Genomic DNA, 24,062 nt, shown 5'->3' on the forward strand with positions numbered 1-24,062 from the left:
CGCGTCCCCGGGGCTCCCGCCGGGGGCGCTCCTGGCTCCCGGGCTCCCGCCCGGGGCGCTCCCGGCCGATAGAATCCGGGCATGAGCGCCTTCGCCATCGCCAGCACGGCGTTCGTCGTCCTCGAGTACGTCGTGAAGATCGTCGCCGTCGGCGTGGTCCCCGAGAACCGGCGCCCGTCGTCGTCGACGGCGTGGCTGCTGCTCATCCTCTTCCTGCCGGTCGTCGGGGTGCCGCTCTTCCTGCTCCTCGGCAGCCCGTACGTCCACCGGCGCAGGGCCGCCATCCAGGCAGAGGCGAACCGGCTGCTCGCCCAGGGCACGGAGAGCATCCCTCCCGTCCCCGAGACGGCCGCGATCTCGCCGGAGCTCGCCGGGATCGCGGAGCTGTCCCGGTCGCTGACCTCGCTGCCCATGGTCACCGGCACCAACCACGGCGTCGTCATGGACTACGAGGCCGGCATCGACCGCATGACCCGCCTCGTCGAGGGCGCCCGCGAGTCGGTGCACGTCGAGATCTACATCATGGCCCGCGACTCCACGACGGAGGGCTTCTTCGCCGCGCTCGAGGCGGCGGTGCGGAGAGGCGTCCGGGTCCGCGTGCTGCTCGACCACATCGGTTCGCGCAAGTACCCGGGCTTCCGGGAGTTCCTGACCCGCATGACGGAGGCCGGCATCGAGTGGCACCTCATGCTGCCCTTCCTTCCCCTGCGGGGCAAGGCCCGTCGCATCGACCTGCGCAACCATCGCAAGCTGATGGTCGTCGACGGGGTCACCGCGGTCATGGGGTCGCAGAACATGATCGAGGCGAGCTACGGCTCGCCGAGGAACCGCAAGATCGGGCGGCGCTGGAACGACATCACCGTCGAGCTGACCGGCGAGATCGTGTCGTCGCTCGAGGCCGTGTTCGCCGTGGACTGGTACAGCGAGTGCGGCGAGCTCATCGACGTGCACACCTATCGCGGGCTCGGGGACCCGGGGTCCGAGAGCCACCTGCTGCCCGCGGTCCACGAGCCCGTCAGGGCGGTCGGCGGCGAGGTCAACGCCGTGCAGCTGATCCCCTCGGGGCCCGGGTTCAGGACCGAGCCGAACCTGCGCGTCTTCGCCTCGCTCATGTACACGGCGAAGCGCCGGCTCGCGATCGTGAGCCCCTACTTCGTGCCCGACGAGTCGGTGCTCGCCGCGATCACGACCGCGGCCCACCGCGGCGTCTCAGTCGAGCTCTACGTCAGCGAGGTCGCCGACCAGTTCATGGTCGACCGGGCGCAGTCCTCATACTACCGGGCCCTGCTCGACGCCGGCGTGCGCATCTTCCGCTACCCGGCGCCCGAGGTGCTCCACACCAAGTGCTTCCTCGTCGACGACGCATGCGCCGTGCTCGGCTCCTCGAACATGGACATGCGATCCTTCGGGCTCAACTACGAGATCAGCCTGCTCGCCACCGGCGGCGACATCGTCGAGCAGGTGCGCGACGTCATCGCGGAGTATGCGGCTCGCAGCTCGGTGCTGGATCCCGCGGTCTGGGCCTCGCGTCCCCTCACCCGGCGCTACGCCGAGTCGGTGATGCGTCTCACCTCGGCGCTGCAGTAGGCGCGTCTCGGCGCCGCAGTAGGCCCGGGATCCGGTGCCGGCAGCGCCGTCGGGCCTGGGATACTTGAGGGATGAGCGAGGGAACCCAGCACTACTTCTCCGAGTCGCCCGCGGGAGAGATGCGCACCCGCGAGATCGAGGCCGTGCTCGCCGGGGCGCCGCGCGCCCTCGTGACGGCGGGCGGCGTATTCAGCCCGGAGGGCCTCGACCGGGGCACCGAGGTGCTGCTGCGGAAGCTCCCCGACCCCGGCGCCTTCGACGATCTCGCCCCGGCCGGGCCGATCCTCGACATCGGCTGCGGCTGGGGCCCGATCGCGCTCTCCGCGGCGCTCTCCCACCCCGACCGCGAGGTCTGGGCGGTCGACGTGAACGAGCGATCCCGCGCCCTCTCCGCGGAGAACGCGCGGCGACTGGGGCTCGGCAACGTCCGCGTGGCCGCCCCCGACGAGGTGCCGGAGCGGCTCGGATTCGCCGAGATTCGGTCGAATCCGCCGATCCGCGTCGGCAAGGAGGTGCTGCGCGGGATCCTGCGCCGGTGGCTGCCCCGCCTGCTGCCCGAGGGCACGGCCTACCTCGTCGTCGCGAAGCACCTCGGCGCCGACTCGCTGCAGCGCTGGATCGCGGCGGAGTTCCCGGAGCTGTCCGTCGACCGCGCGGCCCGCGACCGGGGTTTCCACGTCATCCGCGCGGTGCGCGACTGACGCGCGGGATCCCGGGGTCCGCGGTCGAGCCACCCGCCGCAGCTCCGCAAGCGTCGTCGAGGGAGCGCCGCGGAAGGCCGGGAGCGCGGCCCCGGGCGCGCTGCGCGCGCCGCTCAGAGCTCGGGCAGCTCGATGGCCCCGCGGTAGACCAGCTCGGCGGGCCCGCTGAGCGACACGTGCTCGCCCTCCTCGGTCGCGAACATGCGCACGGCGAGCCTGCCGCCGGGCACGTCGACCCGCCAGTGGTCGGGCATGCCCTCTCCGCCCCAGTGGCGGAACGCGAGGGCGGCCGCGGCGGTGCCGGTGCCGCAGGAGAGCGTCTCGCCCACGCCGCGCTCGTGCACGCGCATGCGGATGCGGCCGACGCCCTCCTTGATCAGCGGCTCCTCGGGCACCACGAACTCGACGTTGGCGCCGTGCTCGGCAACGGGATCCAGGCCCGGGATCCGGTGCAGGTCGAGCCCGTCGAGCTCGACCGCGTCGGCGAGGGCCGTCACGACGTGGGGGTTGCCGAGGTCGATGCCGAGCCCCGGGCGCGCGACGTCGAGCCCGTGCGCCGCGACGAGGTGCTCGCCTCCGAGCCGCCACCGCCCCAGGTCGACCGTGTACCCCGACACGCCGGGCAGCACGTCCTTCACGCCCGCGCGCGTGCCGATCGGCAGCGTGTCGCGCCGCTCGGGGGCGACGAGCCCCTCCTCGATCAGGTAGTGGACGTAGACCCGGATCCCGTTGCCGCACATCTCCGCCGGCGTCCCGTCGGCGTTCCAGTAGTCCATGAACCACTCGGCCTCCGGCTCCGCTTCGAGGATCGCGGCGCCCTCGGGAATGGCGCGCGAGCGCACCGCGCGGATGAGGCCGTCCGCGCCGATCCCGAACCGGCGGTCGCAGAGGAACGCGATCTGCTCGGAGCTGAGATCGAGCTCGCCCTCGGGGTCGGTGACGAGCACGAAGTCGTTGCCCGTGCCGTGGCCTTTGGTGAAGTCGAGCGTGCGCATCCACCCATTCTACGGGGCAGGCCTCCGCGCGCCGCCGGCCGGCCTCAGTACATGATGCTCAGGTGCGGCGCGCGCTCGAGGCGCAGCGCCTCGTCGAGCCGCGCCGCCGCCGCGAGGTCGCCGCGCACCCTCCCGGCCTCCGCGAGCGAGCGGGCGGAGACGCCGCCGAGGTACAGCGACGACAGCTCGCCCGCTCCGAGCTCGAGCTCGGCCTCCGCCCCGGCGGCCGGGGTCGCACGGAAGCGCCCGTCGTCCGTCGTCTCCAGACGCCAGACCCCCTCCGCGAAGCCGAGGCGGTCGCCGACGCGGAGCACGACCGACAGCGGGGCCGCCGCGGTGCGGGCGGCGAACACGCGGGGCACGTCGAGGATCCGCAGCCACCCGTGATCCTGCACCGTCGGCACCGCCGCCCGCGAGTCGGCGAGCAGCCACGGCAGGGGGTCGTCGGCGGGGCGCATCCCCGCCTCGACCGTGCCGACGAGGTCGTGCTGCAGCGCGAACCGCCACAGCGCCGCCCGAGCCTCGGCCGTCTCGCCGATCATGTGCCGGATCTCCAGCCGCGAGCGCGTCCAGTCGACCTCGGACTCCACGACGCGGTAGGCCAGGGCGCCGCGGAGAGCGCCCTCGGCGTCGACGTAGCGCACGCCGCGCACGCTCCGGCCGTGGGGCTCCCCCGGATCGGTGCCGGCGATCTGCTGCCAGCGGCGGGTCCACCCCGCGATGTCGCCGGCGCGGGAGGCGCGCGTGCGCTCGTGCAGCTCCCCGAGGGCCGCGGCGAGGAGCTCCCGGTCGAGCGGGTGCAACCGCCCCTCCGGCTCCGGACCGGCCCACCCGGCCCTGCGGGTGTCGACCGTCCAGCGGGTCTCCCAGGTCGCCTGCCCGAAGCCGTAGCGGCCGTAGATCGTGGCCTCGGACGCCGTGAGCCCGGCGATCGGGATCCCGGCGCCCGCGGCCGCCCGCAGCTCGCCCTCGAGCATCGCCCGCGCGATCCCCCGCCTGCGGTGCGTGGGAGCGACCGTGACCTCGCTGACCGCCCACATCGGCAACTCCCCGCCGGGCACCGTCAGGGGCGCCACCCACGATCCCACCGTCGCCACGGGCATCTCCACCCGCGGATTCTCTCCGTCGTAGACGCCGACGAGCCGCCGCGTCTCCTGAGCGGGGCGGCCCGCGAGCAGCACCTCCTCGGTCGGCTCGCTCTCGAGGAATCCGCGGGCGACCGCGCGACTGAGGCCGTCGAGCGCGGTGGTGTCGGCGGCATCCACCAGGCGGTAGTCGAGGCCGGCCGGCTCGAGCGCCGCGCGGGAGGTCTGATCGGCGGGCACGGTCCGTGCGTCGAACTGAGTCATGCTCTCAGCCTAGGGGGACCGGCGGGGCGCGGACCAGGCCACCACCGCGAACCCAGGGCGCCCGAGGCCCCTGCCCCGACGGCCCCGTCGCGTCAGTCCGCGAACCGCGGCCCGCCGCGCACGATGCCGGCGACGCGGTCGCCACCCGGCGCTTCCAGCCACTCCACACCGGGGTAGCGCTTGAACCAGCTCACCTGGCGGCGCGCGTAGCGACGGGTGAGCGCCTGGGTCTCGGCGACCGCCTCGGCCTCGGTGCTCTCGCCGCGCAGCTGGGCGAGCGCCTGCGCGTACCCGATGGCCCGGCTCGCCGTGGGGCCGCGCTCGATTCCGCGCGGGATCAGCGCGCGCACCTCGTCGAGCAGCCCGTCGGCCCACATGCGCTCGACGCGCCGGTCGAGTCGGCCCACGAGCTCGGCCCGTTCGCAGCGCACGCCGAGGATGCGGGTGTCCGGGAGCCACGGCACGGGGTCGGACGGAAGGGTCGCGCGCGCGTCGCCGCCGAGCAGCGCGACCTCGAGCGCCCGCACGACGCGCCGCGGATTGCGGGCGTCGACGGCCTCGGCGACGACCGGGTCGAGGCCTCGCAGCCGCTCCAGCAGCGCAGCCGGCCCGGTCTCCGCCACTTCGGCCTCCAGCTCGGCGCGCAGCGCCTCGTCGCGCGGCGGGAAGCGGAAGTCGAAGACGACGCCGGACACGTAGAGACCGGATCCCCCGACGAGGATCGCGTGCCGTCCCCGCGCGAGGATCCCCTCGATCGCCGCGCGGGCGGCCGGCTGGTACCGGGCGACCGTCGCCTCCTCGGCGGGCTCCACGACGTCGAAGAGGTGGTGGGGGATCCCGCGGCGCTCCTCGGGGCGCAGTTTGGCGGTGCCGATGTCCATGCCCCGGTAGAGCTGCATGGCGTCGGCGTTCACGATCTCGGCGGGCCGTCCGGCTTCGGCCAGCCGCTGGGCGAGGTCGAGCGAGAGCTCCGATTTACCGGTGCCGGTCGCGCCGACGATCGCCCAGAGGCGCGGCGTCATCGCTTCCGGACGGTGGGCAGACCGAGACTCACGGCGAGGGCCCCGCCGCCGGCGGAGGCCGGGGCCGGCACGCCGCAGCTCTCCGCCTCCCGCCGATCCCAGGCGTCGCCCGCGCGGGTGCGGCGCAGCTCGTAGGGCGCGCCCTCCGCCCGGTCGGCGATGAGGAAGTGGGGCGCGGCCGACGTGATGCGCACCGTGACCACGTCGCCCGGCCGCGGAACCTCGGCGCCCTCGGGCACGGCGAAGTGCACGAGGCGGTTGTCCTCGGCGCGCCCCGAGAGCCGCCGGGTCTCGTCGTCCTTCTTGCCCTCGCCCGCGGCCACGAGGATGTCGAGCGTACGGCCGATCTGCGCCTGGTTCTCCTCGAGCGAGATGCGCTCCTGGAGGGCGAGCAGCCGGTCGTAGCGCTCCTGGACCACCGCCTTCGGCACCTGGTCCTCCATCGTGGCGGCCGGGGTGCCGGGTCGGATCGAGTACTGGAAGGTGAAGGCGCTCGAGAAGCGCGAGGCCTCGACCACCCGCATGGTCTCCTCGAAGTCCTCGTCGGTCTCGCCGGGGAAGCCGACGATGATGTCGGTGGTGATCGCCGCGTGCGGGATGCGCTCGCGCACGCGGTCGAGGATGCCGAGGAACCGCTTCGAGCGGTAGGAGCGTCGCATCGCCTTCAGGACGGCGTCGGATCCCGACTGCAGCGGCATGTGCAGCTGCGGCATGACGTTCGGCGTCTCGGCCATGGCGGCGATGACGTCGTCGGTGAAGGCCGCGGGGTGCGGGCTCGTGAAGCGCACCCGCTCGAGCCCCTCGATCTCGCCCATGGCGCGCAGCAGCTTGCCGAACGCCTGGCGGTCGCCGAACTCGACGCCGTACGTGTTCACGTTCTGGCCGAGCAGCGTCACCTCGATGGCGCCGTCGTCGACGAGCGCCTGCACCTCGGCGAGGATGTCGCCCGGGCGACGGTCCTTCTCCCTGCCGCGCAGCGCGGGCACGATGCAGAAGGTGCAGGTGTTGTTGCAGCCGACCGAGATCGACACCCACCCGCTCGACGCGGAGTCGCGCTTGGTGGGCAGCGTGGACGGGAACACCTCGAGCGCTTCGAGGATCTCGACCTGGGCCTCGGCGTTGTGCCTGGCGCGTTCGAGCAGGGTCGGCAGCGACCCCATGTTGTGGGTGCCGAACACCACGTCGACCCAGGGGGCCTTCTCAACGATCGTGCCCTGATCCTTCTGCGCGAGGCAGCCGCCGACCGCGATCTGCATGCCGTCTCGCTCGCGCTTCACGCCGGCGAGATGCCCGAGGTTGCCGTAGAGCTTGTTGGCGGCGTTCTCGCGGACGGCGCAGGTGTTGATGACGACGACGTCGGCCTGCTCGCCGTCCTCCGCGTGCACATAGCCCGCTGCCTCGAGGGAGCCGGAGAGCCGCTCCGAGTCGTGCACGTTCATCTGACAGCCGAGCGTGCGCACCGTGTAGCTCCGCGGGGCGCCATCGGCGCGGAACGCGGCGGGCGACGGCTCGATCACGACGGGGTCAGCTGAGGCGGAAGTCATAATGCTCCGATTCTACCGGCGACGGGGAGGGCCGCGTCCCGTCAGCGGAAGCGCACGCCCCGCGAGCCGCCTCCGCCCGAGGCGCCGTCCGCCTCGTCGAGAGCGTCTCGGACCGCGCGCATCGCGGGCTCGCCTCCCCACCCCCGACGCGCGAGGAACCCCAGCAGGCGGCGCTCGGCCGTCTGCCGGTCGAGCCCGCCGAGCTTGCGGGCGCGGTCTCTCGCCGCACTGCGGAGGAGCTCGAACTCCTCGTCGTCGTCGAGTTCGCCCAGCGCCGCCTCGATGACCGCGTCGGGCAGCAGCCGGTCCCGCAGCTTGCGGCGGATCTGCGAGCGACTCGCGCCCTTCCCGTCGCGGAGCTTCTCGGTCAGCACACGCGCGAGGCCGAGGTCGTCGAGGTAGTGGCTGCGCGCGAACTCGTCGATCACGGCCTCGACCTCGTTCGGATCGTGCGCCCGGTCCAGGAGGTCCCGGCGCAGCTCCCCGCTGGATCGGGCCCGCCGCGCGAGCACCCGCACGCCGTCCTCCTGAGCGGTGGCCTCGGGCCGAGCCTCCGTCTCCGACCGGGCAGCGACCTCGGGCCGGGCCGGCGCCTCGGGCGCCGGATCGGGCTCGCCCTCGGCGATGTCCGCGACCGCGTCCTCGTCGGCGGGCGTCTCCTCCTGAGGATGCTGCCATCCCCGCTGCGGAAGACGGGAGCGCAGCGAGATCACCTCTGCGAGGTCGCCCCGATCTGCGGGCTCGGGGCCCCGGGGCTCGCCGGGCGGCGGCAGGAATCGTACGGCCACGGGCTCAGGCGCTGGCCCGCTTGTCGGCGGTCGGCACCGGCACGACCGGGGTCTCCGGCGAAGCTTCGGCCGGAGTCGCCGCCCCGCGGCCGTTGACTCCGAGCTTCGTCAGGATCTTCTCCTCGATCTCGGCGGCGACGTCGGCGTGCTCGATCAGGAAGCGCCTGGCGTTCTCCATGCCCTGGCCGAGCTGATCGCCGTCGTAGGTGTACCAGGCGCCGCTCTTCTTGATGAGCCCCTGCTCCACGCCGTAGTCGATGAGCGAGCCCTCGCGCGAGATGCCGTGGCCGTAGAGGATGTCGAACTCGGCCTGCTTGAACGGCGGCGCCATCTTGTTCTTGACGACCTTCACCCGGGTGCGGTTGCCCACCGCGTCCGTGCCGTCCTTCAGCGTCTGGATGCGGCGGATGTCGAGGCGGACCGACGCGTAGAACTTCAGCGCCTTGCCGCCCGAGGTGGTCTCGGGGCTGCCGAAGAAGACGCCGACCTTCTCGCGGAGCTGGTTGATGAAGATCGCGGTCGTCTTCGTGGCGTTCAGGCCGCCGGTGATCTTGCGGAGCGCCTGCGACATGAGCCTCGCCTGCAGGCCGACGTGACTGTCGCCCATGTCGCCCTCGATCTCGGCCTTCGGCACCAGGGCCGCCACCGAGTCGATCACCACGAGGTCGACCGACCCCGAGCGGATGAGCATGTCGGCGATCTCGAGCGCCTGCTCGCCCGTGTCGGGCTGGGATACGAGCAGCGCGTCGATGTCGACGCCGAGCTTCTGGGCGTACTCGGGGTCGAGGGCGTGCTCGGCGTCGATGAACGCGGCGATGCCGCCGTTGCGCTGCGCATTGGCGATGGCGTGCAGCGTGAGCGTGGTCTTGCCCGACGACTCGGGGCCGTAGATCTCGATGATGCGCCCGCGGGGCAGCCCGCCGACGCCCAGGGCGACGTCGAGCGCCACCGAACCGGTCGGGATCACCTCGACGGGCGCCCGCTCCTGGCTGCCCATGCGCATGATCGCGCCCTTGCCGAACTGACGGTCGATCTGCGCGAGGGCCGCATCGAGCGCCTTCTCACGGTCTTTCGGTGCTGCCATTTCCTGCTCCTTCGTTCGGGCGGCGATGCCACCGGTCTGCTGCCTACCGACTGTCTCGCCTCCGGGAGGACCGGCGGCGGACAAGGCACGTGGCGTCTGGTGATTCAGACCTTAGACGGCACCTCCGACATTCGGGGCGGAGCGGGCCGATCTGTGGACGGAGACCACTGCAGAGCACCTGTGGACGACACTAGCAAGAATCGAACACATCTTCGAACACCGCGCGGCGAGTCGCGGACGACGGCCCCGCTAGTCCCTCGGCGGCCGCAGGCCGCGGCCGTGGCGACGCTCGACCGGCACGTCGAGGTCGACGCAGAGCGCGTCCCAGACCTTCCGAGCCGGCACGCCGCGTTCCAGCGCCTCGCGAGCCGTGCCGCCGAGCGCCGCGAGCCAGTGGTCGCGGATCAGCACCCCCGCGTACGCCTCGCCGAATTCCTCGGCGACGGCCCGCTGGAACTCACTCAGACGCAACGCGCACCGCCGCACCCCGGAACGACACAGAGCCCGTCCCCACGGGACGGGCTCCTGCCTGCTCGCGCGCCCCACACCGGGCGCGCATCGTCGACACGACTACTTCACCTTCCTAGGAGACCAGCTCCGGCGAGAAACCGGAGACCAGGTCGTCGGGAACCGTATCGGGCACCCGACTCGTCATGGGGACGCTGAGCCCCTCGACGACGGCGAGACGCTCGCTGACCTCCCCCATGATGACCGAGAGCGGCGTCTCCAGCGCCTCCGCGACCGCGGCGAGGATCTCGCTCGAGGCTTCCTTCTGCCCGCGTTCGACCTCACTCAGGTACCCCAGCGCCACGCTCGCCGAACCGGCGACCTGCCGCAGCGTACGGCCCTTCTGCAGCCGGAAGTCACGCAGCACGTCGCCGATCTCCTGACGAAACAGCACCATGTGCACCCTCCTCCTGTCGGCGCGGCCCCTGGGAACCGCACGTCCACACTACCCGTCCGCCACGACAGCCGAAGCGGCGGGAACACCGTCCAGTCTGTCGGGTGTCACTGGGAACAACCAAGAGATTACCGCGCATATTCCTGAAACTTCGCTGAACTTGACAGAAGGTGACTCAAGTTCTGCGACACTTCTGCCCGCGGTGTCGTTTTCCGGGGTGCTCGGGCGGAACCCGTCGGCGTCCGGGGCGCAGGAGGGGCCGAGCGGCATCAGCGGCGATCCGCCGCGTCGCCCATCTCGATCGCGAGCTCCTGCAGCGCCGCCAGCACCGTCAGGGCTCTGATCTCCGCCCGGTCGCCCGAGAGGCGGAGCTCCAGGGCGCGCTCGCCCCGCGGCCCGCTCACCCCCAGCCACACCGTTCCGGGGGGAGTACCGGTCCGCGGGTCGGGATCCGGGCCGGCGACCCCCGTCGTCGCGATCCCGAAATCGGCCGGGCGGACCTCGGATCCCGGATGGGGCGGCACCCCGCATGCGACCCTCGCCCCGCGCGCCATCTGCCGCGCGACCTCCGGATCCACGGGACCCCGCTCGGCGAGCAGCGCCGCATCGACGTCGAGCAGCGAGTGCTTGAGCCGCGTGTCGTAGGCGACGACGCCTCCCGAGAAGACGAGGGAGGCGCCGGGCACGGAGACGATCGCCGCCGCCAGCAGCCCGCCGGTGAGCGACTCGGCGACCGCGACACGGGCGCCGAGACGCCGCGCTGAGGCCAGCACACGGGCGGCCGTCCCCCCGATCGTCGCCTCCACCCCCTCGGCCGGCTCGGCGGCCCCGGCTCGAGTCGCGGGCTCGGCGGCCTCGGCTCGAGTCGCGGGCTCGGCGGCGGCCTCGGAGCCGGCGGGCGCCCGGCTCACCGCACGCCCTTCCCCATCCGGGCGACGGTGACGATGTAGTCGACCCCGCTCGCCACCGTCAGCGCGACCGCGATCCACATGGAGACGATGTTCACCCAGACCACCCAGTCGCCCAGCACCGAGGCCAGGGGCAGCAGCGCGAGCGTGATCGCCACGGATTGCGCGACGGTCTTGAGCTTGCCCATCCACGCGGCCGCGAGCACCACGCTGCGAGCTTCGAACAGCCGATGGATCGTGATCCCGATCTCGCGGACGAGCACGATCGCGGTCACCCACCAGGGCAGCTCGCCCAGGATCGAGAGCCCCACGAGCGCGCCGCCGGTCAGGAACTTGTCGGCGATCGGGTCGAGCAGCTTGCCGAGGTCCGTGATGAGCCCCCTGGACCGGGCGAGGTAGCCGTCGAGGGCGTCGGTCGCGATCGCGACGACGAAGAAGATCGCGGCCGCCCAGCGCAGGGCGCCCATCTCTCCGCCGTCGGCGAGGAGCATCCAGATGAAGAACGGGGTGGCGACGATGCGCGCCGCGGTGATGACGTTCGGCGCGTTCCAGTTGCTCGGGCGGGCGTCGGGCGGCGACGGTGATGGCATGCCCTGCAGCCTACCGGAGCGTGCCGCCCGCCCGACTCGTCAGTAGGCCGAGTAGAAGAGGAAGGAGAGCTCGAGACCGTCCTCGGTCGCCTCGACCGAGACCTCCGCCCCGTCGCTCGTCGCGTCCACGGTCTCCCCCTCGGAGCGCTCGCCGTCGAGCGTGACGGTGAAGCGCCCCTCTCCCCCGAGCTCGCCCCAGCCGCTGTCGTAGCCCTCGAAGGAGGGATACCGGTCGATCTCCACGTCGGTCACGAGGTCGCGATCGGAGGCGCCCGCGTACGCGTCGACCAGGATGCCGCACTCGGCGAGCGCCCCCACGGTGCGCTCGTCGGCGCAGGCGTCGAACCACTCCTCGACCTGACGGTCGACCTCGGCCTCGTAGGCGCGATTCGGGATCACCCACTCGTCCCAGCGGGGTTCCGCGCGCGGCGACACCTCCAGCCGGCCATCGGAGACGAGGTCGAAGAACTCGTTGGGCGGCACGACCGTGTACACGCCGGGGTAGGCCCGCATGCCGGTCGGCCCGCCGACGTACCCCTCGTCGGAGTACGATCCGTCCGATCCCCACCCGTGGGCGGGGGCGGACCCGTACTCCAGCGGCACGGGGCCGTCGAACCCCTCGATCCCGGCCGGCGCCGTGGCATAGCCGTACATCGCGAGATCGTAGACGAGGCCGTCGTCGACGTACCAGCCCCCGCCGTCCTGCACCAGGCGGATCGTGTCGGTGTGACTGCGACCGGCGAGGCGGTAGTCGATTCTCGCCTCCGCCTCTCCGGCCTCGCCGTTCACCCTCAGCCGCCCCACCTCCGCGTCGGCGATGCGCTCGGCCTCGGAGAGGGCGTCCGAGGCGAGTACGGCGTTCTCCGGCGAGTCGAGGTTCACCCTCGCCAGCTCGTTGGCGGCGTCGGCGTCTCCGTCCGCGATGGCCTCGACGTAGCGCTCGGCGACGGCCGAGGCCGCGCCGCGCTCGCCCGAAGCGGCGCCCCAGACGATGACGGCGGTCGCTCCGCCGAGGACGACCAGCGTGAGCCCGGCCCCGAGCCACCACGCCCAGCGCGGCACCGCGGGCTTCTCCGCGCCCCAGAGGTCGAGCGGGTACGGATCGTCGGAGGAGGGCGCGGTCTGCTGCGCCTGCTGCGGATCGGTCATGTCGGCCTTCCCTTCGCCGGGGCCCTCCCGGCGGGCCCCGTGCAGCCAGCCTAGAGCGTCGGAGCCCCGCTAGTCCGGTCCGGTGAGCTGCCAGGCGTCCTCGTCGCCGTCGTCTCCGTCGACCTCCTCGAGCGAGGCCTGGTACCTGCCGACGGGGTCGTCGTAGCGGTCGTCGGGCTCCGAGAAGCGCGGCGGGCGGTGCTGCTCGACCGACTCGGGCTGCAGCGGCTCCAGCACCTCGGTCGCGGCATCCGGCGACTCGCCCGTGAAATCGGCATCGGCTCCGGTCGCCTCGCCGGCGCGTCCGGAGTCGGACGCGAACCACGGCGCGTCGGCCGAATCATCGGCGGACCCCGCCCCCGCGGCGGCGCCCGAGGCCCCCGCCCCCGCGGCGGCAGCGGCCGAGGCCGAGGCCTGTTGCGGGGCCGGAGCCTGCGGCCCGGGCCCCCGGGTTGCGCCTCCCTGCTGGTCCCCGCCGCCGCTCACACGGGCGAGCACCTCGGGCAGCTGCTCGGGGCTCACGAGCACGTCGCGCGCCTTCGACCCCTCGGAGGGGCCGACGATGTCGCGGGACTCCATCAGGTCCATGAGGCGGCCCGCCTTGGCGAAGCCGACGCGCAGCTTCCGCTGCAGCATGGAGGTGGAGCCGAACTGCGAGGTGACGACCAGCTCGATCGCGGCGAGCAGCACCTCGAGATCGTCGCCGATGTCGGAGTCGATCTCCTTCTTCTCGGCCGACTGGGCTACGTCGCTGCGGTACTCGGGACGCGCCTGCGCCTTCACGTGCTCGACCACGCGGGCGATCTCGGACTCGTTCACCCAGGCGCCCTGGACGCGCCGCGGCGTGGAGTCGCCGTTCACGAGCAGCAGGCCGTCGCCCTGGCCGATCAGCCGCTCGGCGCCGACCTCGTCGAGGATGACTCGGGAGTCGGTGCCGGAGGCCACCGCGAAGGCGTATCGGCTCGGCACGTTCGACTTGATGACACCCGTGACGACGTTGACCGACGGCCGCTGGGTCGCGAGCACCAGGTGGATGCCGGCCGCGCGCGCGAGCTGCGTGATGCGCTGGATCGAGTCCTCGACGTCGCGGGGGGCGACGAGCATGAGGTCGGCGAGCTCGTCGACGACGACCAGCAGATACGGATAGGGCTTCAGCACGCGCTGACTGCCCTCGGGCAGCACGATCGACCCCTGCCGCACGGCCTCGTTGAAGTCGTCGATGTGACGGAAGCCGAAGCTCGCGAGATCGTCGTAGCGCATGTCCATCTCCTTCACGACCCACTGCAGCGCCTCGGCCGCCTTCTTCGGGTTCGTGATGATGGGGGTGATGAGGTGCGGCACGCCCTGGTAGACGGTGAGCTCCACGCGCTTCGGATCGACGAGCACCATGCGCACCTCGGCGGGCGTCGCCCGCATGAGGAGACTGGTGATCATCGAGTTGATGAAGCTCGACTTGCCCGAGCCGGTGGCGCCCGCCACCAGGAGGTGGGGCATCTTCGCGAGGTTCGCGACGACGAAGCCGCCCTTGACGTCCTTGCCGACGCCGATCGTCATCGGGTGGGTGCTGCGCTGGGCCTTGCTCGAGCGCAGCACGTCTCCGAGCGCGACGTTCTCGCGATCCTTGTTCGGGATCTCGATGCCGATCGCGCTCTTGCCCGGGATCGGCGACAGGATGCGGATCTCGTTGGAGGCGACCGCGTAGGCGAGGTTCTTGGAGAGCGCCGTCACCTTCTCGACCTTGACCCCGGGCCCGAGCTCCACCTCGTACTGGGTGACGGTGGGGCCGCGCGAGAATCCGGTGACCTTCGCGTCGACCTTGAACTGCGCCATCACCTCGGTGATGGCCGCCATGATGTCGTCGTTCGCCTGGGTGTGCGACTTCGCGGGCTCGCCGGCGGACAGCGTCGACTGGTCGGGGAGGCGGTACTCGGCCGGCTCGGCGGGCTGGTGCGCCGGGGCCACCGCGAAGGGTGTCGTCGACGGCGCGGGCGCGGCCGCCCCGGGCCCGGGGTCGAGGGGGAACACCTCGGTCGGCGAGTCGTCGCCGAGCCCGGAGCCGCGCCCGCCTCCCGAGGCCGCCACCGCGGCCTCGGCCTGGGCGAGGTCGTCCGTGAGCGCCCGGGCGCCCGGGCGCACCTCCTCCTGCTCGCCGGTGAGCGCGGTCTCGAAGGCACCGTCATCGGCTGCCGCGCCGGCCGCCCCGTCGAGAGCGTCGAGTGCGTCGGCGTCGGCCCGGTACTCGGGCGCCTCCTCGCGCCCCGAGGACGTGCGGCGCCACCAGGGCAGCTCGCCGCCGATCTCCTCCTGGTTCTCGAGGTCGAAGAGCGCGTCGTCGTCCTTCTTCCTGCCGCGGCGACGCGAGGGGGCGGGCTCGGGCTGGGCCTCCTCGTGGTCGGAGCCGCCGTCGCCGTCCGCGACGCCGAACAGGAAGGCGTAGGCCTCCCGCAGACGCGCGGCGACCCGTCCCGGAGGGGTCTTGGTGATGATGAGCAGCGAGAGCGCCAGCAGGATGACGAGCACGGGCGTCGCGACCCAGGCCGTGAGCAGCGCGAGGGGCGCGCCGATCATCCACCCGAGCAGCCCGCCCGCCTCGGCGAGCACGGGCATGCCCTGCTGCGGAGCCGGCTGGCCGCCGTAGACGTGGCACAGACCGGAGACGCTCGCGATCGCGAGGAAGAGCCCGACCGCGATCCGTCGGTTGTCGTTCACGCTCGAGGGGTTGTTGAACAGCCACAGCGCGAAGCCGATCATGATGATCGGGAGGCCGAAGGCGACGCGCCCGATGAGCCCGCCGAAGCTCCAGGCGTCGAGCTGCACCGCCACCGGCTGACCGATGAGGAACCACTCCACGACGGCGCCGATCACCGCGAGGACCACGAGCAGCAGCGGGATGCCGTCGCGCCGGTCGGCGGGATCGAGCGGCTCGACCCTGAACGCCCGCGCGGCGGCGCCGACCCCGTGGCCGAGGCCGAGCCAGGCGCGCACCGCCCAGCTCTCCGTCGCCTCGGGCTCGCGCTCGGACTTCGGAAGCACCTTCGTTTTCGCCGTCGCCCGCGAACCGGTCGCGGGCGATCTACCGGTTTTTCCGCGCGTCGAAGACTTGCTGGCCATGCCACCCAGAGTACAAGCCACCACCGACAACGGCGGGGATCCGGGGCGGTGCGCCCCCGATCCCCGCCGTCATCCGGGTCCGGCGGCCCGCGGGTCTAGAAGTAGACCCCGCGCGGCGCCATCGTGGACTGGGGCTCGACGAAGTTCATGCCGCCCGCCAGCGTGGCGAAGTGCAGGTGCGGGCCCGTGACGCAGCCGCTCATCCCGACGAAGCCGATCACCTGACCGGTGCCGACCCACTGCCCGTTGGCCACGGGGGGCGGGCCGTTCTGGTGCGCGTACCAGGTCTTCAGCCCGTCGGGGTGCGTGATCTCCACCATGTAGCCGCCGCAGTAGGGCCACCACCCCGAGAACGTGACGGTGCCCTGACCGGCCGCCATGATCGGCGTGCCCGCGCCGACGGCGAGGTCGATGCCGAGGTGATTGCGGCCGGCGCCCCAGACATCGCTGATCCAGTAGGTCCCGCGTGCGATCGGCACGGTCCATCCGGAGTTCGAGACCGGGGGCGGCGGGGCGACTCCTCCGCCGCCGCCCCCGCCGCCGCCGCCTCCGCCGCCGGGGTTCTGCTGCTGCTGGCGGCGACGCTCCTCCTCCTGGCGGCGCAGCTCCTCCTGGATGCGCTCCCACTCGGCCTGCTCCTGGCGAACGCGCTCCTCGTACCCCGCCGTGGTCTCGACGGTCTTGTCCTTCAGCGCGGCGAGCTGCTGCTCCAGCTCCTTCTGCTGGTTCTCCTGCGTGACGAGCTCCTGTCGGGCCTCCTCGGCCTCGACTGCGGCGACCTGGCGCTTCTGCTCGGCCTCCTGCTGCAGGCGATCGCGCTCGGCGGCCGCCTCGTCGGCCTGCTTGCCCAGCGAGCTCGCCGAGTTCATGGCCTGCTCGGCCTCGTCGGAGATCGTCGTGTTCCGCTCGGTGGCCTTCGACATCGACGCGAGGCGCTCGAGCAGCTGGTCGGCGGTGTCCCCGTCCGACTCGAGGAAGAGCTCGACGTTGCGGTCGACGCCGCCCGAGCGGTACATCTGCGAGACGAGGGCCGACGCCTGCTCGGCGGCCTCGTCGGCCCGCTTCCGGCTTTCCTCGGCCTGGGCGGCGAAGGTCTCCGCCCGCTCGTAGGCCGCCTGGTACTCCTCCATGGCCTTCTGCGCCGCCGCCGCCGCATCCTCCGAGGCCTTGCGGGTCCGCTCGACCTCGGCCTCGACCTGCACGAGGAGGGCCTCGATCTCGGTCACCTTCGCGGCGGTCTTCGACTCGTCCTGCTTGGCGGCCTCGACGTCCTCCCAGGTGGGGAGCGACTGGTCGACGCCCTGCGCACGGGCCTCGGGCGCGCTCGCCAGCTGCGACCCCAGGAGCACCGTCGTCAACAGGGCCAGGGCGGCTCCCCCGGCAACGACTCGTCTTGCCGTGCGATGGGCACGGCTCGCACGAGCAGCCATAGACACGTCCTTCCTCAGACCTTCACGCACGATCGGCAAAGACGTCTCCCCCGAAGCGTGCTCCTCCCCCTACACCCTCGATGCAGGAGCACATTCCTGTCAACCCTAACAGGCCGGCCCCGGATAGACTTCTCGACCATGGCTGCTTCGAACATCGGGCGCGCGGGCCTCGTCATCGCGGCCGGCACGCTCACCTCGCGCCTGCTGGGGCTGATCCGCTCGATCGTCCTCGTGTACGCGATCGGTTCGATCGGAGCCGGCGCGAACGCGTTCGCGACGGCGAGCCAGGTTCCGAACACGGTCTACACCCTGATCGCGACGGGCGCGCTCACCGCCGTGCTCGTGCCCCAGATCACGAAGGCCGCCCTCGCTGCCGACGGCGGCGCGCGATACATCAACAAGCTCGTGACCCTCGCGATCGTCGGATCCGGAGCGATCATGCTCGCCGCGGCGGCCGTCACGCCGCTGCTGATCCACTGGCTGGGCGCGAGCTGGCCCGCCGACCAGGTCCGGCTCGCGACGATGTTCGCCTTCTGGCTGCTGCCGCAGATCCTCTTCTACTCGCTCTACACGGTGCTCGGCGAGGTGCTCAACGCGAGGAGCCTCTTCGGCCCCTACGCCTGGTCGCCGGTGCTCAACAACGTCCTCAACATCGCCGGTCTGCTCGTCTTCGTGTGGTTCTTCGGGTCCGACCCCGACGGCCGGCGCGGCGTCGAGGCCTGGAACGTCGCGGGCGAGGCCCTCGTCGCGGGATCCACCACCCTCGGGGTCGCGGTGCAGGCGCTGATCCTCTTCGCGTTCTGGCGCAGGGCCGGCCTCTCGTTCCGCGCCGACTTCGGCTTCCGCGGCGTCGGCCTCGGCACCATGGGCCGCGTGGCCATGTGGACCTTCCTCTCCGTGCTGCTCACCCAGGCCACCGGCCTCTTCAACACGCGCGTCATGAACCTCGCGGGGCAGGACGAGGCCGGGATCGCCGCGTGGCAGCTGGGCTCGCTCATCTTCGTGCTGCCGCACTCCATCATCACGATCTCGATCGTGACGGCGCGCTTCACCCGCATGAGCGAGAACGTGCACGCGGGCGACCTCGCCGCGGTGAGCCGGGATCTCCAGGGCTCGGCGAGGCTCGCCGCCCTCGCGATGATGTTCTTCACGGTGACGATGGCGGTGCTCGCCTACCCGCTCATCCGCCTGATCCAGCCCAGCTCCTCCTACGAGGTCATCGCGACGGTCTCGGTCGTGCTGCTCGCGAACCTCGTGGGGCTCGTGCCCTTCAGCCTGCTGTTCGTGTTCAACCGCGGCTTCTTCGCGCTGAGCGACACGCGCACGCCGTTCTTCATCCAGGCCGGCCAGTGCGCCGCGACGGTCGTCGCCGCCGTGCTCTGCATGGGCCTGCCCACCGGCATGATCACGGCGACCATCACCCTCGTGGTATCGATCACCTGGCTCGTCCAGATGACCGTCACCTTCCTGCTGCTGCGGCGGCGCATCGGCCCCGTCGGCGGCCGCAGCGTCGTCGCGGGTCTCCTGCAGAACGCGGTCGCGGCGATCCCCGCCGCCGCCGCGGGGGTCGGCGTGCTCGTCGCACTGGGCGGGATCTCCGAGGGGGCGTTCCCCGTGGCCGGATTCGGCGGCGCCCTCGTCTCCTGCGCGGCGGTCACGGTCGCGATGGGCGCGGTGTACGCCGGGATCCTGCTGCTGCTGCGGAACCCGGAGGCGGCCGCCCTGGCCCGGCGGGCGACGGCGATGATCCCGGGCCGCCGCTGACCGCGGCCGGCGCGACGCCCGCCCCGCCCTGCCCCGCTAAACTGTACGGCGCCCGACGTTAGAGAGGGATCGTTCACCCATGACCAGCCTCCAGGCCAGATACGCCTCCCCCGCCGAGATCGACCGGTGGGACGATCTGGTGGCAGCGAACCCCTCGGGCGGCGACTTCCTGCAGGTGCGGGGCTTCGCGACGACCAAGGCCGCGGTGGGCTGGACCCCGCGCTACCTCGTCTTCGAGGAGGCGGGCGGCGGCCGCGTCGTCTCCGTGTCGCTCGTGCTCGAGCGCCGCATCCCCACCGTGGGCGACTACTGGTACCTGCCGCACGGGCCCGCCGTGCGCACGACCGCCGACCTGCGGGCGCACGCCGAGGCGCTGCGCGACTTCCTCCGCGATCGCGCGCGCGGGGTGTTCGCCGCCACGCTCGAGCCCCTCGTCGAGGACACCGAGGAGAACCGCACCCGTCTCGACTCCGGCGAGCACTCCCTCGCCGCGCTCGGCGCGCGGTGGCGCGACGGCATCCAGATCAACACCAGCACCGCGATCGTCGACGTCGACCGCGACGACGACGAGCTCCTCGCGAGCTTCCACAAGAAGTGCCGCAACATGATCAGCCGTGCCACGCGGGACGGCGTCGAGATCCGCGAGTACCCGGCGACGCCCGAGACCTTCGCCCACATGCACCGGCTCATGCGCCTCGTGGGCGGGGGCAAGGCGAAGCTCGATCTGCGTTCGCAGGCCTACACCGAACGATTCTGGCGCGCCTTCTCCGACGCCGGGCTCGGGCGCTTCTTCGGCATCGACGTCGACGGCGCCCCCGCGGTGATGGCCTACACGATCCGCGTCGGCGAGCGCGCCTTCTACAAGGACGGCGGATCCGAGCGCCCCCGCACGACCCCCGGCATGTCGAACCTGCTGCAGTGGCATATGATGCGCGTGCAGCGCGACGCCGGGGCGAAGAGCTACGACCTCGTCGGCGTGCCGCCCCGCGACCGGCTCGACGACCCGGAGTACCTGAACCACTCGCTCGCGCCGTTCAAGCTGTCGTTCGCGCGCGAGGTCACCGAGTTCATCGGCGCCTACGACCTCGTCATGCGGCCGGGCGCGTACTCGCGGTGGCAGCGCTACGGGCTGCGCCTCGCCCAGCGGCTCCACCGCGGGCGCTACGACGACACGGGCATGTACTAGCGGTGGCGGGATCCGGAGCGGGCCCGGCGCCTCGGCACCAGGCGACACGAGCAGACGATCAGAGGGTGTGAGCACATGGGACACTTCTTGCAGAGCGAGGCCTGGGCGCGGCTGCAGCGGGCGCAGGATCGCGAGGTCGTGCGGCTCGAGGGCGACGGTTGGCGGGTGCAGGCCTTCGTCGAGCGGGGCAGGCTGAACTCCCGGCTCTACGCACCCTACGGCCCCCAGCTCGATCGGCCCGAGGCCCTGCGGCCCGCCCTCGACGCGCTCCGGGCGGAGGCGCGGCGCCTCGGCGCCGCGTTCATCCGCGTCGAGCCCGTGCTCGCGCAGGCGCCCGGCCCCGACGACCAGCCGGGACTGCCGCCCGCCCTGCTCGAGGCGGCCGGCCTGCGCCGCGTCGCCCGCGTGCAGCCCGAGCACACGCAGCGCGTCGACCTCTCGCGCCCCTTCGACGAGGTGCTGAAGGGCATGCGCAAGACGAACCGCAACCTGCACCGGAACTTCGGGAAGAAGGGGCTCTCCGTGCGCTCGAGCGGCGACCCGGCCGATATCGAGCATCTGCTGCGACTGCTCCGGGAGGTCTCCGACCGCACGGGCATGCACGCGCACGCGGACGCCTACCTGCGCACCCAGGCGCAGACGCTCGTGCCCGGGGGCGATGCCAGGATCTACCTGGTCGAGCTCGACGGCGAGGAGCTGCCGATCGCCGCCTCCCTCGTCTACGACGACGAGGAGCGCCGCTACTACGGCCACGCCGCCGCCAGCACGGCGCACCGCAACCTCTCCCCCGGCGTGATCCTCGTCACCTCGATGATGCAGGAGGCTCACGAGGCGGGACTCGGCGAGTTCGACCTCTACGGGGTCGTGCCCCCGGAGGTCACGGACCACGCGTGGTCGGGCTTCAGCGACTTCAAGCGATCGTTCGGCGGCCGGCAGGTCGACTACTCGGGCACGTGGGAGCTCGGGGTGAGGCCGCTCAGCTACGCGGTCTACTCGCTCGCACGCCGCTTCGTCGGCGATCGGGCGTAGGCGAGGCGGGCATCGCGCGTCGCGCGCGTTACTGACGAACACACGCGTTACCCACGCAGTTCGCGCCAGTAACGCGCGCGCCGGTCAGCACGGCGCGCCGGATCGCCCCAGCCGGCCCGGGAACCCCGTCCTAGTAGTACGGGTCCCGGTGCACGGCGAGCGACCAGCGCCTCGCGAGGCGATCTCCGAGCTTCGACCAGACCGCGTACCTCCACCCGCTGAGCGGCAGCTCGAAGGCGCCGACGTAGTCGGTGATCTCGGGCGCGAACGACTGCTTGAACTTGCCGACGCCGTGCAGCGGATGCGAGGTGTCGGCCGTTCGATCGGACGGGGGTGCTCCGCAGAGGTCGTGCACCCGGGCGCCCCGCTCGTTCGCCCACCGGATGACCTCCCACTGCAGCGCGTGCGAGGCGCCGTAGGCGGTCTTGGCGCGCACCGAGGCGCCGTCCTTGTAGGTGGTCTTGGCGCCGAGCGCCATCGCGAAGGCGCCGGCGACGAGTCGCCCGTCGCGCTCGGCGAAGAACAGCTGCCCCTCGCCCGCCCGCTCGAACCGCTGCCAGAACGTGCGGTAGTAGTGCTCGCCGCGCAGCACGAAGCGCCCCTCGGCGGTCTCCCGCAGCAGGCCGTAGAGGGCGGCGCAGTTCGCGTCCGTCGCGGGAACCCGGGAGACCTCGATGCCGTCGCGTCTCGCCCGGTTGATGGAGTTGCGTGCCTTCTTGCCGAGGCGCGCGAACACCTCGTCCTCGCTGCCGCTCACGTCGAGCAGCACCGTCGAGGGGTTGGGGATGATGCGCGCGCACTCCCGGTAGCCGAGCGCGCGCAGCTCGCGCGCGTGGACGGGCGCCACGCGCGGTTCGATCTTCACGAGGAACGCGCCGCGATCCCGGGCGAGCCGGGCCACGGCCGCGGCGACCTCGACCACCGCCGCCGCGTCCTCGCCCGCGGGCCCCGCCGGCAGGTGCCACCACTCGCCGAGCAGCGGCGCGCGCTTCGCGAGCACGCCCACCGCGACGGCCGGCCGGCCGGCCCGCTCCACGACGAGCCGCCGCGGGCGGTACCGCCCCTCCCGCTTCTGCTCGAGGTAGGCATCGCCCATCCACACCTCGCCGCCGCCGGGGTTCGCCGCGATCAGGGCGTCCCAGCGGGCGAGCTCACCGTCGTTCGCGAAGCGCGCCAGCGCCGGCGTCTCATCCGCGCCGGTCGCGAGCGCCTCCGCGCCGCCCGCGGGCACCGGTCACACCACCACGACGACGGGGACGATCATCGCCTTGCGGCGCAGCTTCGTGCCCACCCAGCGGCCGATCGTGCGGCGGGTGACCTGCTGCAGCGCGACCTGATCGGTGGCGCCGTTGCGCATGGCCTCCTCGAGCGCGTCCGCGATCTTCGGCTTGATCGTCTCGAACACCTTGTCGTCCTCCGCCACGCCCTTCGCGTGGATCTCGGGACCCGAGACGATCTGGCCGAGGCTCGTCTCAACGACGGTGATCACCGAGATGAAGCCCTCCTCGGCGAGCGTCCGACGATCCCGCAGGTCGTCGTCCGTGACGCGGCCGACGCTCTTGCCGTCGACGTAGATGAAGTCGATGTCGTGCTGCCCGACCTTGCGGGCGACCCCGTCGACAAGATCCACGACCGTGCCGTTCTCGCCGATGATCGTGCGGTTCTGCGGCACGCCCGTCTCGATGGCGACCTGCGCGTTCGCCACGAGGTGGCGGTACTCGCCGTGGATGGGCATCACGTTCTTGGGGCGCACGATGTTGTAGCAGTACATGAGCTCGCCCGCGGCCGCGTGACCCGAGACGTGCACCTTCGCGTTGCCCTTGTGGACGACGTTGGCGCCGAGCTTCATGAGGCCGTTGATCACGCGGAACACCGAGTTCTCGTTGCCCGGGATCAGGCTGGAGGCGAGGATCACGGTGTCGTCCTCGCCGATCTCGACCTGGTGCTCGCCGTTCGCCATGCGACTCAGCACGGCCATCGGCTCGCCCTGCGAGCCCGTGGACATGTACACGATGCGGTGATCCGGGATGTCGCCGCTCTTCTTGAGGTCGACGAGCACCCCCTCGGGCACGTCGAGGTATCCCAGGTCGGCGGCGATCTTCATGTTGCGCACCATCGAGCGGCCGAGCAGCACGACGCGACGGCCGTTCTTCTGCGCCGCGTCGAGCACCTGCTGCACGCGGTGGACGTGGCTGGAGAAGCTCGCGACGACCACCTTGCCCCGGCTCTTCGCGATGACCTGCTCGAGCACCGGGCCGATGTTCTTCTCGAGCGGCGTGAAGCCGGGCACCTCGGCGTTGGTCGAGTCGGTCATGAAGAGGTCGACGCCCTCCTCGCCGAGCCGCGCGAAGGCGCGCAGATCGGTGATGCGGCCGTCGAGCGGCAGCTGATCCATCTTGAAGTCGCCCGTGCCGATCACGAGGCCCGCCTGCGTGCGGATGGCCACGGCCAGGGCATCGGGGATCGAGTGGTTCACGGCGATGAACTCGAGGTCGAACGGGCCGAACCGCACCCGGTCGCCCTCGGCGACCACCTGCGTGACCGGCTTGATCCGGTGCTCCTTGAGCTTCGCGGCGACGAGCGCGAGCGTCAGCTTGGAGCCGACGAGCGGGATGTCCTCGCGGCGCTTCAGCAGGTACGGCACGCCGCCGATGTGATCCTCGTGGCCGTGGGTCAGCACGACGGCGACGATGTCGCCGAGGCGGTGCTCGATCTGCGAGATGTCGGGCAGGATCAGGTCGACGCCCGGCTGGTGCTCCTCGGGGAAGAGCACGCCGCAGTCGACCACGAGCAGCTTGCCGTCGATCTCGTAGACGGTCATGTTGCGGCCGACCTCGCCGAGGCCGCCGAGCGGCGTGATCCTGAGGGTGCCCTGCTTGAGCTTGGGCGGAGCGTACGTGTGATTCGGCACTGAGGTGTGCCTC

General features: G+C 72.2%; 20 protein-coding genes. 5 read left to right on the top strand and 15 right to left on the bottom strand.

Annotated features, from left to right (window positions below; translation table 11 throughout):
• Nucleotides 1–81 precede the first annotated feature (81 nt).
• Nucleotides 82–1,587, top strand: a complete 1,506-nt coding sequence (gene cls / locus JD276_RS09780; protein ID WP_200115460.1) for a cardiolipin synthase — start codon at nucleotides 82–84, stop codon at nucleotides 1,585–1,587.
• A 71-nt stretch (nucleotides 1,588–1,658) separates the two neighbouring features.
• Nucleotides 1,659–2,288, top strand: coding sequence for a class I SAM-dependent methyltransferase (locus JD276_RS09785; protein ID WP_200115461.1), 630 nt, complete (start codon nucleotides 1,659–1,661; stop codon nucleotides 2,286–2,288).
• Nucleotides 2,289–2,401: 113 nt separating this feature from the next.
• Here JD276_RS09785 and dapF read toward each other — a convergent pair whose 3' ends face one another.
• The 13 genes from dapF to JD276_RS09850 form a co-directional block, all read right to left on the bottom strand.
• Entirely contained in the window at nucleotides 2,402–3,283 is an 882-nt protein-coding gene (gene dapF, locus JD276_RS09790; protein ID WP_200115462.1) for a diaminopimelate epimerase, read from the bottom strand.
• Between the two features lie 44 nt (nucleotides 3,284–3,327).
• On the bottom strand, nucleotides 3,328–4,632 hold the full coding sequence (locus JD276_RS09795; protein WP_200115463.1) for a GNAT family N-acetyltransferase: 1,305 nt from the start codon (nucleotides 4,630–4,632) through the stop codon (nucleotides 3,328–3,330).
• Between the two features lie 92 nt (nucleotides 4,633–4,724).
• The gene (gene miaA, locus JD276_RS09800) at nucleotides 4,725–5,654 is read right to left on the bottom strand and encodes a tRNA (adenosine(37)-N6)-dimethylallyltransferase MiaA (RefSeq protein WP_200115464.1); all 930 of its coding nucleotides are present in this window, start codon (nucleotides 5,652–5,654) and stop codon (nucleotides 4,725–4,727) included.
• The gene (miaB, locus tag JD276_RS09805; RefSeq protein WP_200115465.1) at nucleotides 5,651–7,198 is read right to left on the bottom strand and encodes a tRNA (N6-isopentenyl adenosine(37)-C2)-methylthiotransferase MiaB; all 1,548 of its coding nucleotides are present in this window, start codon (nucleotides 7,196–7,198) and stop codon (nucleotides 5,651–5,653) included. The genes miaA and miaB overlap by 4 nt, the downstream gene beginning before the upstream one ends.
• 41 nt (nucleotides 7,199–7,239) lie before the next feature.
• Nucleotides 7,240–7,986, bottom strand: a complete 747-nt coding sequence (locus tag JD276_RS16335; RefSeq protein ID WP_200115466.1) for a regulatory protein RecX — start codon at nucleotides 7,984–7,986, stop codon at nucleotides 7,240–7,242.
• Between the two features lie 4 nt (nucleotides 7,987–7,990).
• Nucleotides 7,991–9,070 (bottom strand): recombinase RecA, encoded by a 1,080-nt coding sequence (gene recA / locus JD276_RS09815; protein ID WP_200115467.1) that lies wholly within the window; start codon nucleotides 9,068–9,070, stop codon nucleotides 7,991–7,993.
• Nucleotides 9,071–9,319: 249 nt separating this feature from the next.
• Nucleotides 9,320–9,541, bottom strand: coding sequence for a DUF3046 domain-containing protein (locus JD276_RS09820; RefSeq protein ID WP_200115468.1), 222 nt, complete (start codon nucleotides 9,539–9,541; stop codon nucleotides 9,320–9,322).
• 112 nt (nucleotides 9,542–9,653) lie between these two features.
• Nucleotides 9,654–9,974, bottom strand: coding sequence for a helix-turn-helix domain-containing protein (locus JD276_RS09825; RefSeq protein ID WP_200115469.1), 321 nt, complete (start codon nucleotides 9,972–9,974; stop codon nucleotides 9,654–9,656).
• A 266-nt stretch (nucleotides 9,975–10,240) separates the two neighbouring features.
• A complete protein-coding gene (locus JD276_RS09830) occupies nucleotides 10,241–10,765 on the bottom strand; it encodes a CinA family protein (RefSeq protein ID WP_200115522.1) in 525 nt (174 codons plus the stop codon).
• Between the two features lie 113 nt (nucleotides 10,766–10,878).
• Complete coding sequence (gene pgsA, locus JD276_RS09835) at nucleotides 10,879–11,469, bottom strand: CDP-diacylglycerol--glycerol-3-phosphate 3-phosphatidyltransferase (RefSeq protein ID WP_200115470.1); 591 nt, start codon at nucleotides 11,467–11,469, stop codon at nucleotides 10,879–10,881.
• A gap of 39 nt (nucleotides 11,470–11,508) precedes the next feature.
• Nucleotides 11,509–12,618 (bottom strand): hypothetical protein, encoded by a 1,110-nt coding sequence (locus JD276_RS09840; protein ID WP_200115471.1) that lies wholly within the window; start codon nucleotides 12,616–12,618, stop codon nucleotides 11,509–11,511.
• A gap of 69 nt (nucleotides 12,619–12,687) precedes the next feature.
• A complete protein-coding gene (locus tag JD276_RS09845) occupies nucleotides 12,688–15,729 on the bottom strand; it encodes a DNA translocase FtsK (RefSeq protein WP_200115472.1) in 3,042 nt (1,013 codons plus the stop codon).
• Nucleotides 15,730–15,824: 95 nt separating this feature from the next.
• Complete coding sequence (locus JD276_RS09850) at nucleotides 15,825–17,159, bottom strand: peptidoglycan DD-metalloendopeptidase family protein (RefSeq protein WP_200115473.1); 1,335 nt, start codon at nucleotides 17,157–17,159, stop codon at nucleotides 15,825–15,827.
• A gap of 138 nt (nucleotides 17,160–17,297) precedes the next feature.
• Between JD276_RS09850 and murJ the strand changes: the two genes are divergently transcribed.
• From murJ to JD276_RS09865, 3 genes are all read left to right on the top strand, one after another.
• Nucleotides 17,298–18,923: a murein biosynthesis integral membrane protein MurJ gene (murJ, locus tag JD276_RS09855; RefSeq protein WP_200115474.1), complete on the top strand. Its 1,626-nt coding sequence runs from the start codon at nucleotides 17,298–17,300 to the stop codon at nucleotides 18,921–18,923.
• A 79-nt stretch (nucleotides 18,924–19,002) separates the two neighbouring features.
• Complete coding sequence (locus tag JD276_RS09860) at nucleotides 19,003–20,109, top strand: lipid II:glycine glycyltransferase FemX (RefSeq protein ID WP_200115475.1); 1,107 nt, start codon at nucleotides 19,003–19,005, stop codon at nucleotides 20,107–20,109.
• A gap of 75 nt (nucleotides 20,110–20,184) precedes the next feature.
• Nucleotides 20,185–21,138: a lipid II:glycine glycyltransferase FemX gene (locus tag JD276_RS09865; protein ID WP_200115476.1), complete on the top strand. Its 954-nt coding sequence runs from the start codon at nucleotides 20,185–20,187 to the stop codon at nucleotides 21,136–21,138.
• A gap of 130 nt (nucleotides 21,139–21,268) precedes the next feature.
• On the opposite strand, the gene JD276_RS09870 is transcribed toward JD276_RS09865, so the two are convergent.
• Together JD276_RS09870 and JD276_RS09875 are read right to left on the bottom strand one after the other, a co-directional pair.
• Nucleotides 21,269–22,369, bottom strand: a complete 1,101-nt coding sequence (locus tag JD276_RS09870) for a lipid II:glycine glycyltransferase FemX (RefSeq protein WP_307866526.1) — start codon at nucleotides 22,367–22,369, stop codon at nucleotides 21,269–21,271.
• 3 nt (nucleotides 22,370–22,372) lie between these two features.
• Complete coding sequence (locus JD276_RS09875) at nucleotides 22,373–24,049, bottom strand: ribonuclease J (protein ID WP_307866527.1); 1,677 nt, start codon at nucleotides 24,047–24,049, stop codon at nucleotides 22,373–22,375.
• Nucleotides 24,050–24,062: the final 13 nt, after the last annotated feature.

The sequence above is a fragment of the Leucobacter chromiisoli genome (assembly GCF_016522505.1).
Taxonomy (GTDB): Bacteria; Actinomycetota; Actinomycetes; order Actinomycetales; family Microbacteriaceae; genus Leucobacter; species Leucobacter chromiisoli.

Excerpts from the sequence above, each read along its gene's own strand:
- miaA (WP_200115464.1), bottom strand. The coding sequence starts at position 5,654 with ATGACGCCGCGCCTCTGGGCGATCGTCGGCGCGACCGGCACCGGTAAA.
- recA (WP_200115467.1), bottom strand. The coding sequence starts at position 9,070 with ATGGCAGCACCGAAAGACCGTGAGAAGGCGCTCGATGCGGCCCTCGCG.
- JD276_RS09860 (WP_200115475.1), top strand. The coding sequence starts at position 19,003 with ATGACCAGCCTCCAGGCCAGATACGCCTCCCCCGCCGAGATCGACCGG.
- JD276_RS09795 (WP_200115463.1), bottom strand. The coding sequence starts at position 4,632 with ATGACTCAGTTCGACGCACGGACCGTGCCCGCCGATCAGACCTCCCGC.
- JD276_RS09850 (WP_200115473.1), bottom strand. The coding sequence starts at position 17,159 with ATGGCTGCTCGTGCGAGCCGTGCCCATCGCACGGCAAGACGAGTCGTT.
- JD276_RS09840 (WP_200115471.1), bottom strand. The coding sequence starts at position 12,618 with ATGACCGATCCGCAGCAGGCGCAGCAGACCGCGCCCTCCTCCGACGAT.
- murJ (WP_200115474.1), top strand. The coding sequence starts at position 17,298 with ATGGCTGCTTCGAACATCGGGCGCGCGGGCCTCGTCATCGCGGCCGGC.
- JD276_RS09845 (WP_200115472.1), bottom strand. The coding sequence starts at position 15,729 with ATGGCCAGCAAGTCTTCGACGCGCGGAAAAACCGGTAGATCGCCCGCG.
- miaB (WP_200115465.1), bottom strand. The coding sequence starts at position 7,198 with ATGACTTCCGCCTCAGCTGACCCCGTCGTGATCGAGCCGTCGCCCGCC.
- JD276_RS09825 (WP_200115469.1), bottom strand. The coding sequence starts at position 9,974 with ATGGTGCTGTTTCGTCAGGAGATCGGCGACGTGCTGCGTGACTTCCGG.
- pgsA (WP_200115470.1), bottom strand. The coding sequence starts at position 11,469 with ATGCCATCACCGTCGCCGCCCGACGCCCGCCCGAGCAACTGGAACGCG.
- cls (WP_200115460.1), top strand. The coding sequence starts at position 82 with ATGAGCGCCTTCGCCATCGCCAGCACGGCGTTCGTCGTCCTCGAGTAC.
- JD276_RS09865 (WP_200115476.1), top strand. The coding sequence starts at position 20,185 with ATGGGACACTTCTTGCAGAGCGAGGCCTGGGCGCGGCTGCAGCGGGCG.
- dapF (WP_200115462.1), bottom strand. The coding sequence starts at position 3,283 with ATGCGCACGCTCGACTTCACCAAAGGCCACGGCACGGGCAACGACTTC.
- JD276_RS09785 (WP_200115461.1), top strand. The coding sequence starts at position 1,659 with ATGAGCGAGGGAACCCAGCACTACTTCTCCGAGTCGCCCGCGGGAGAG.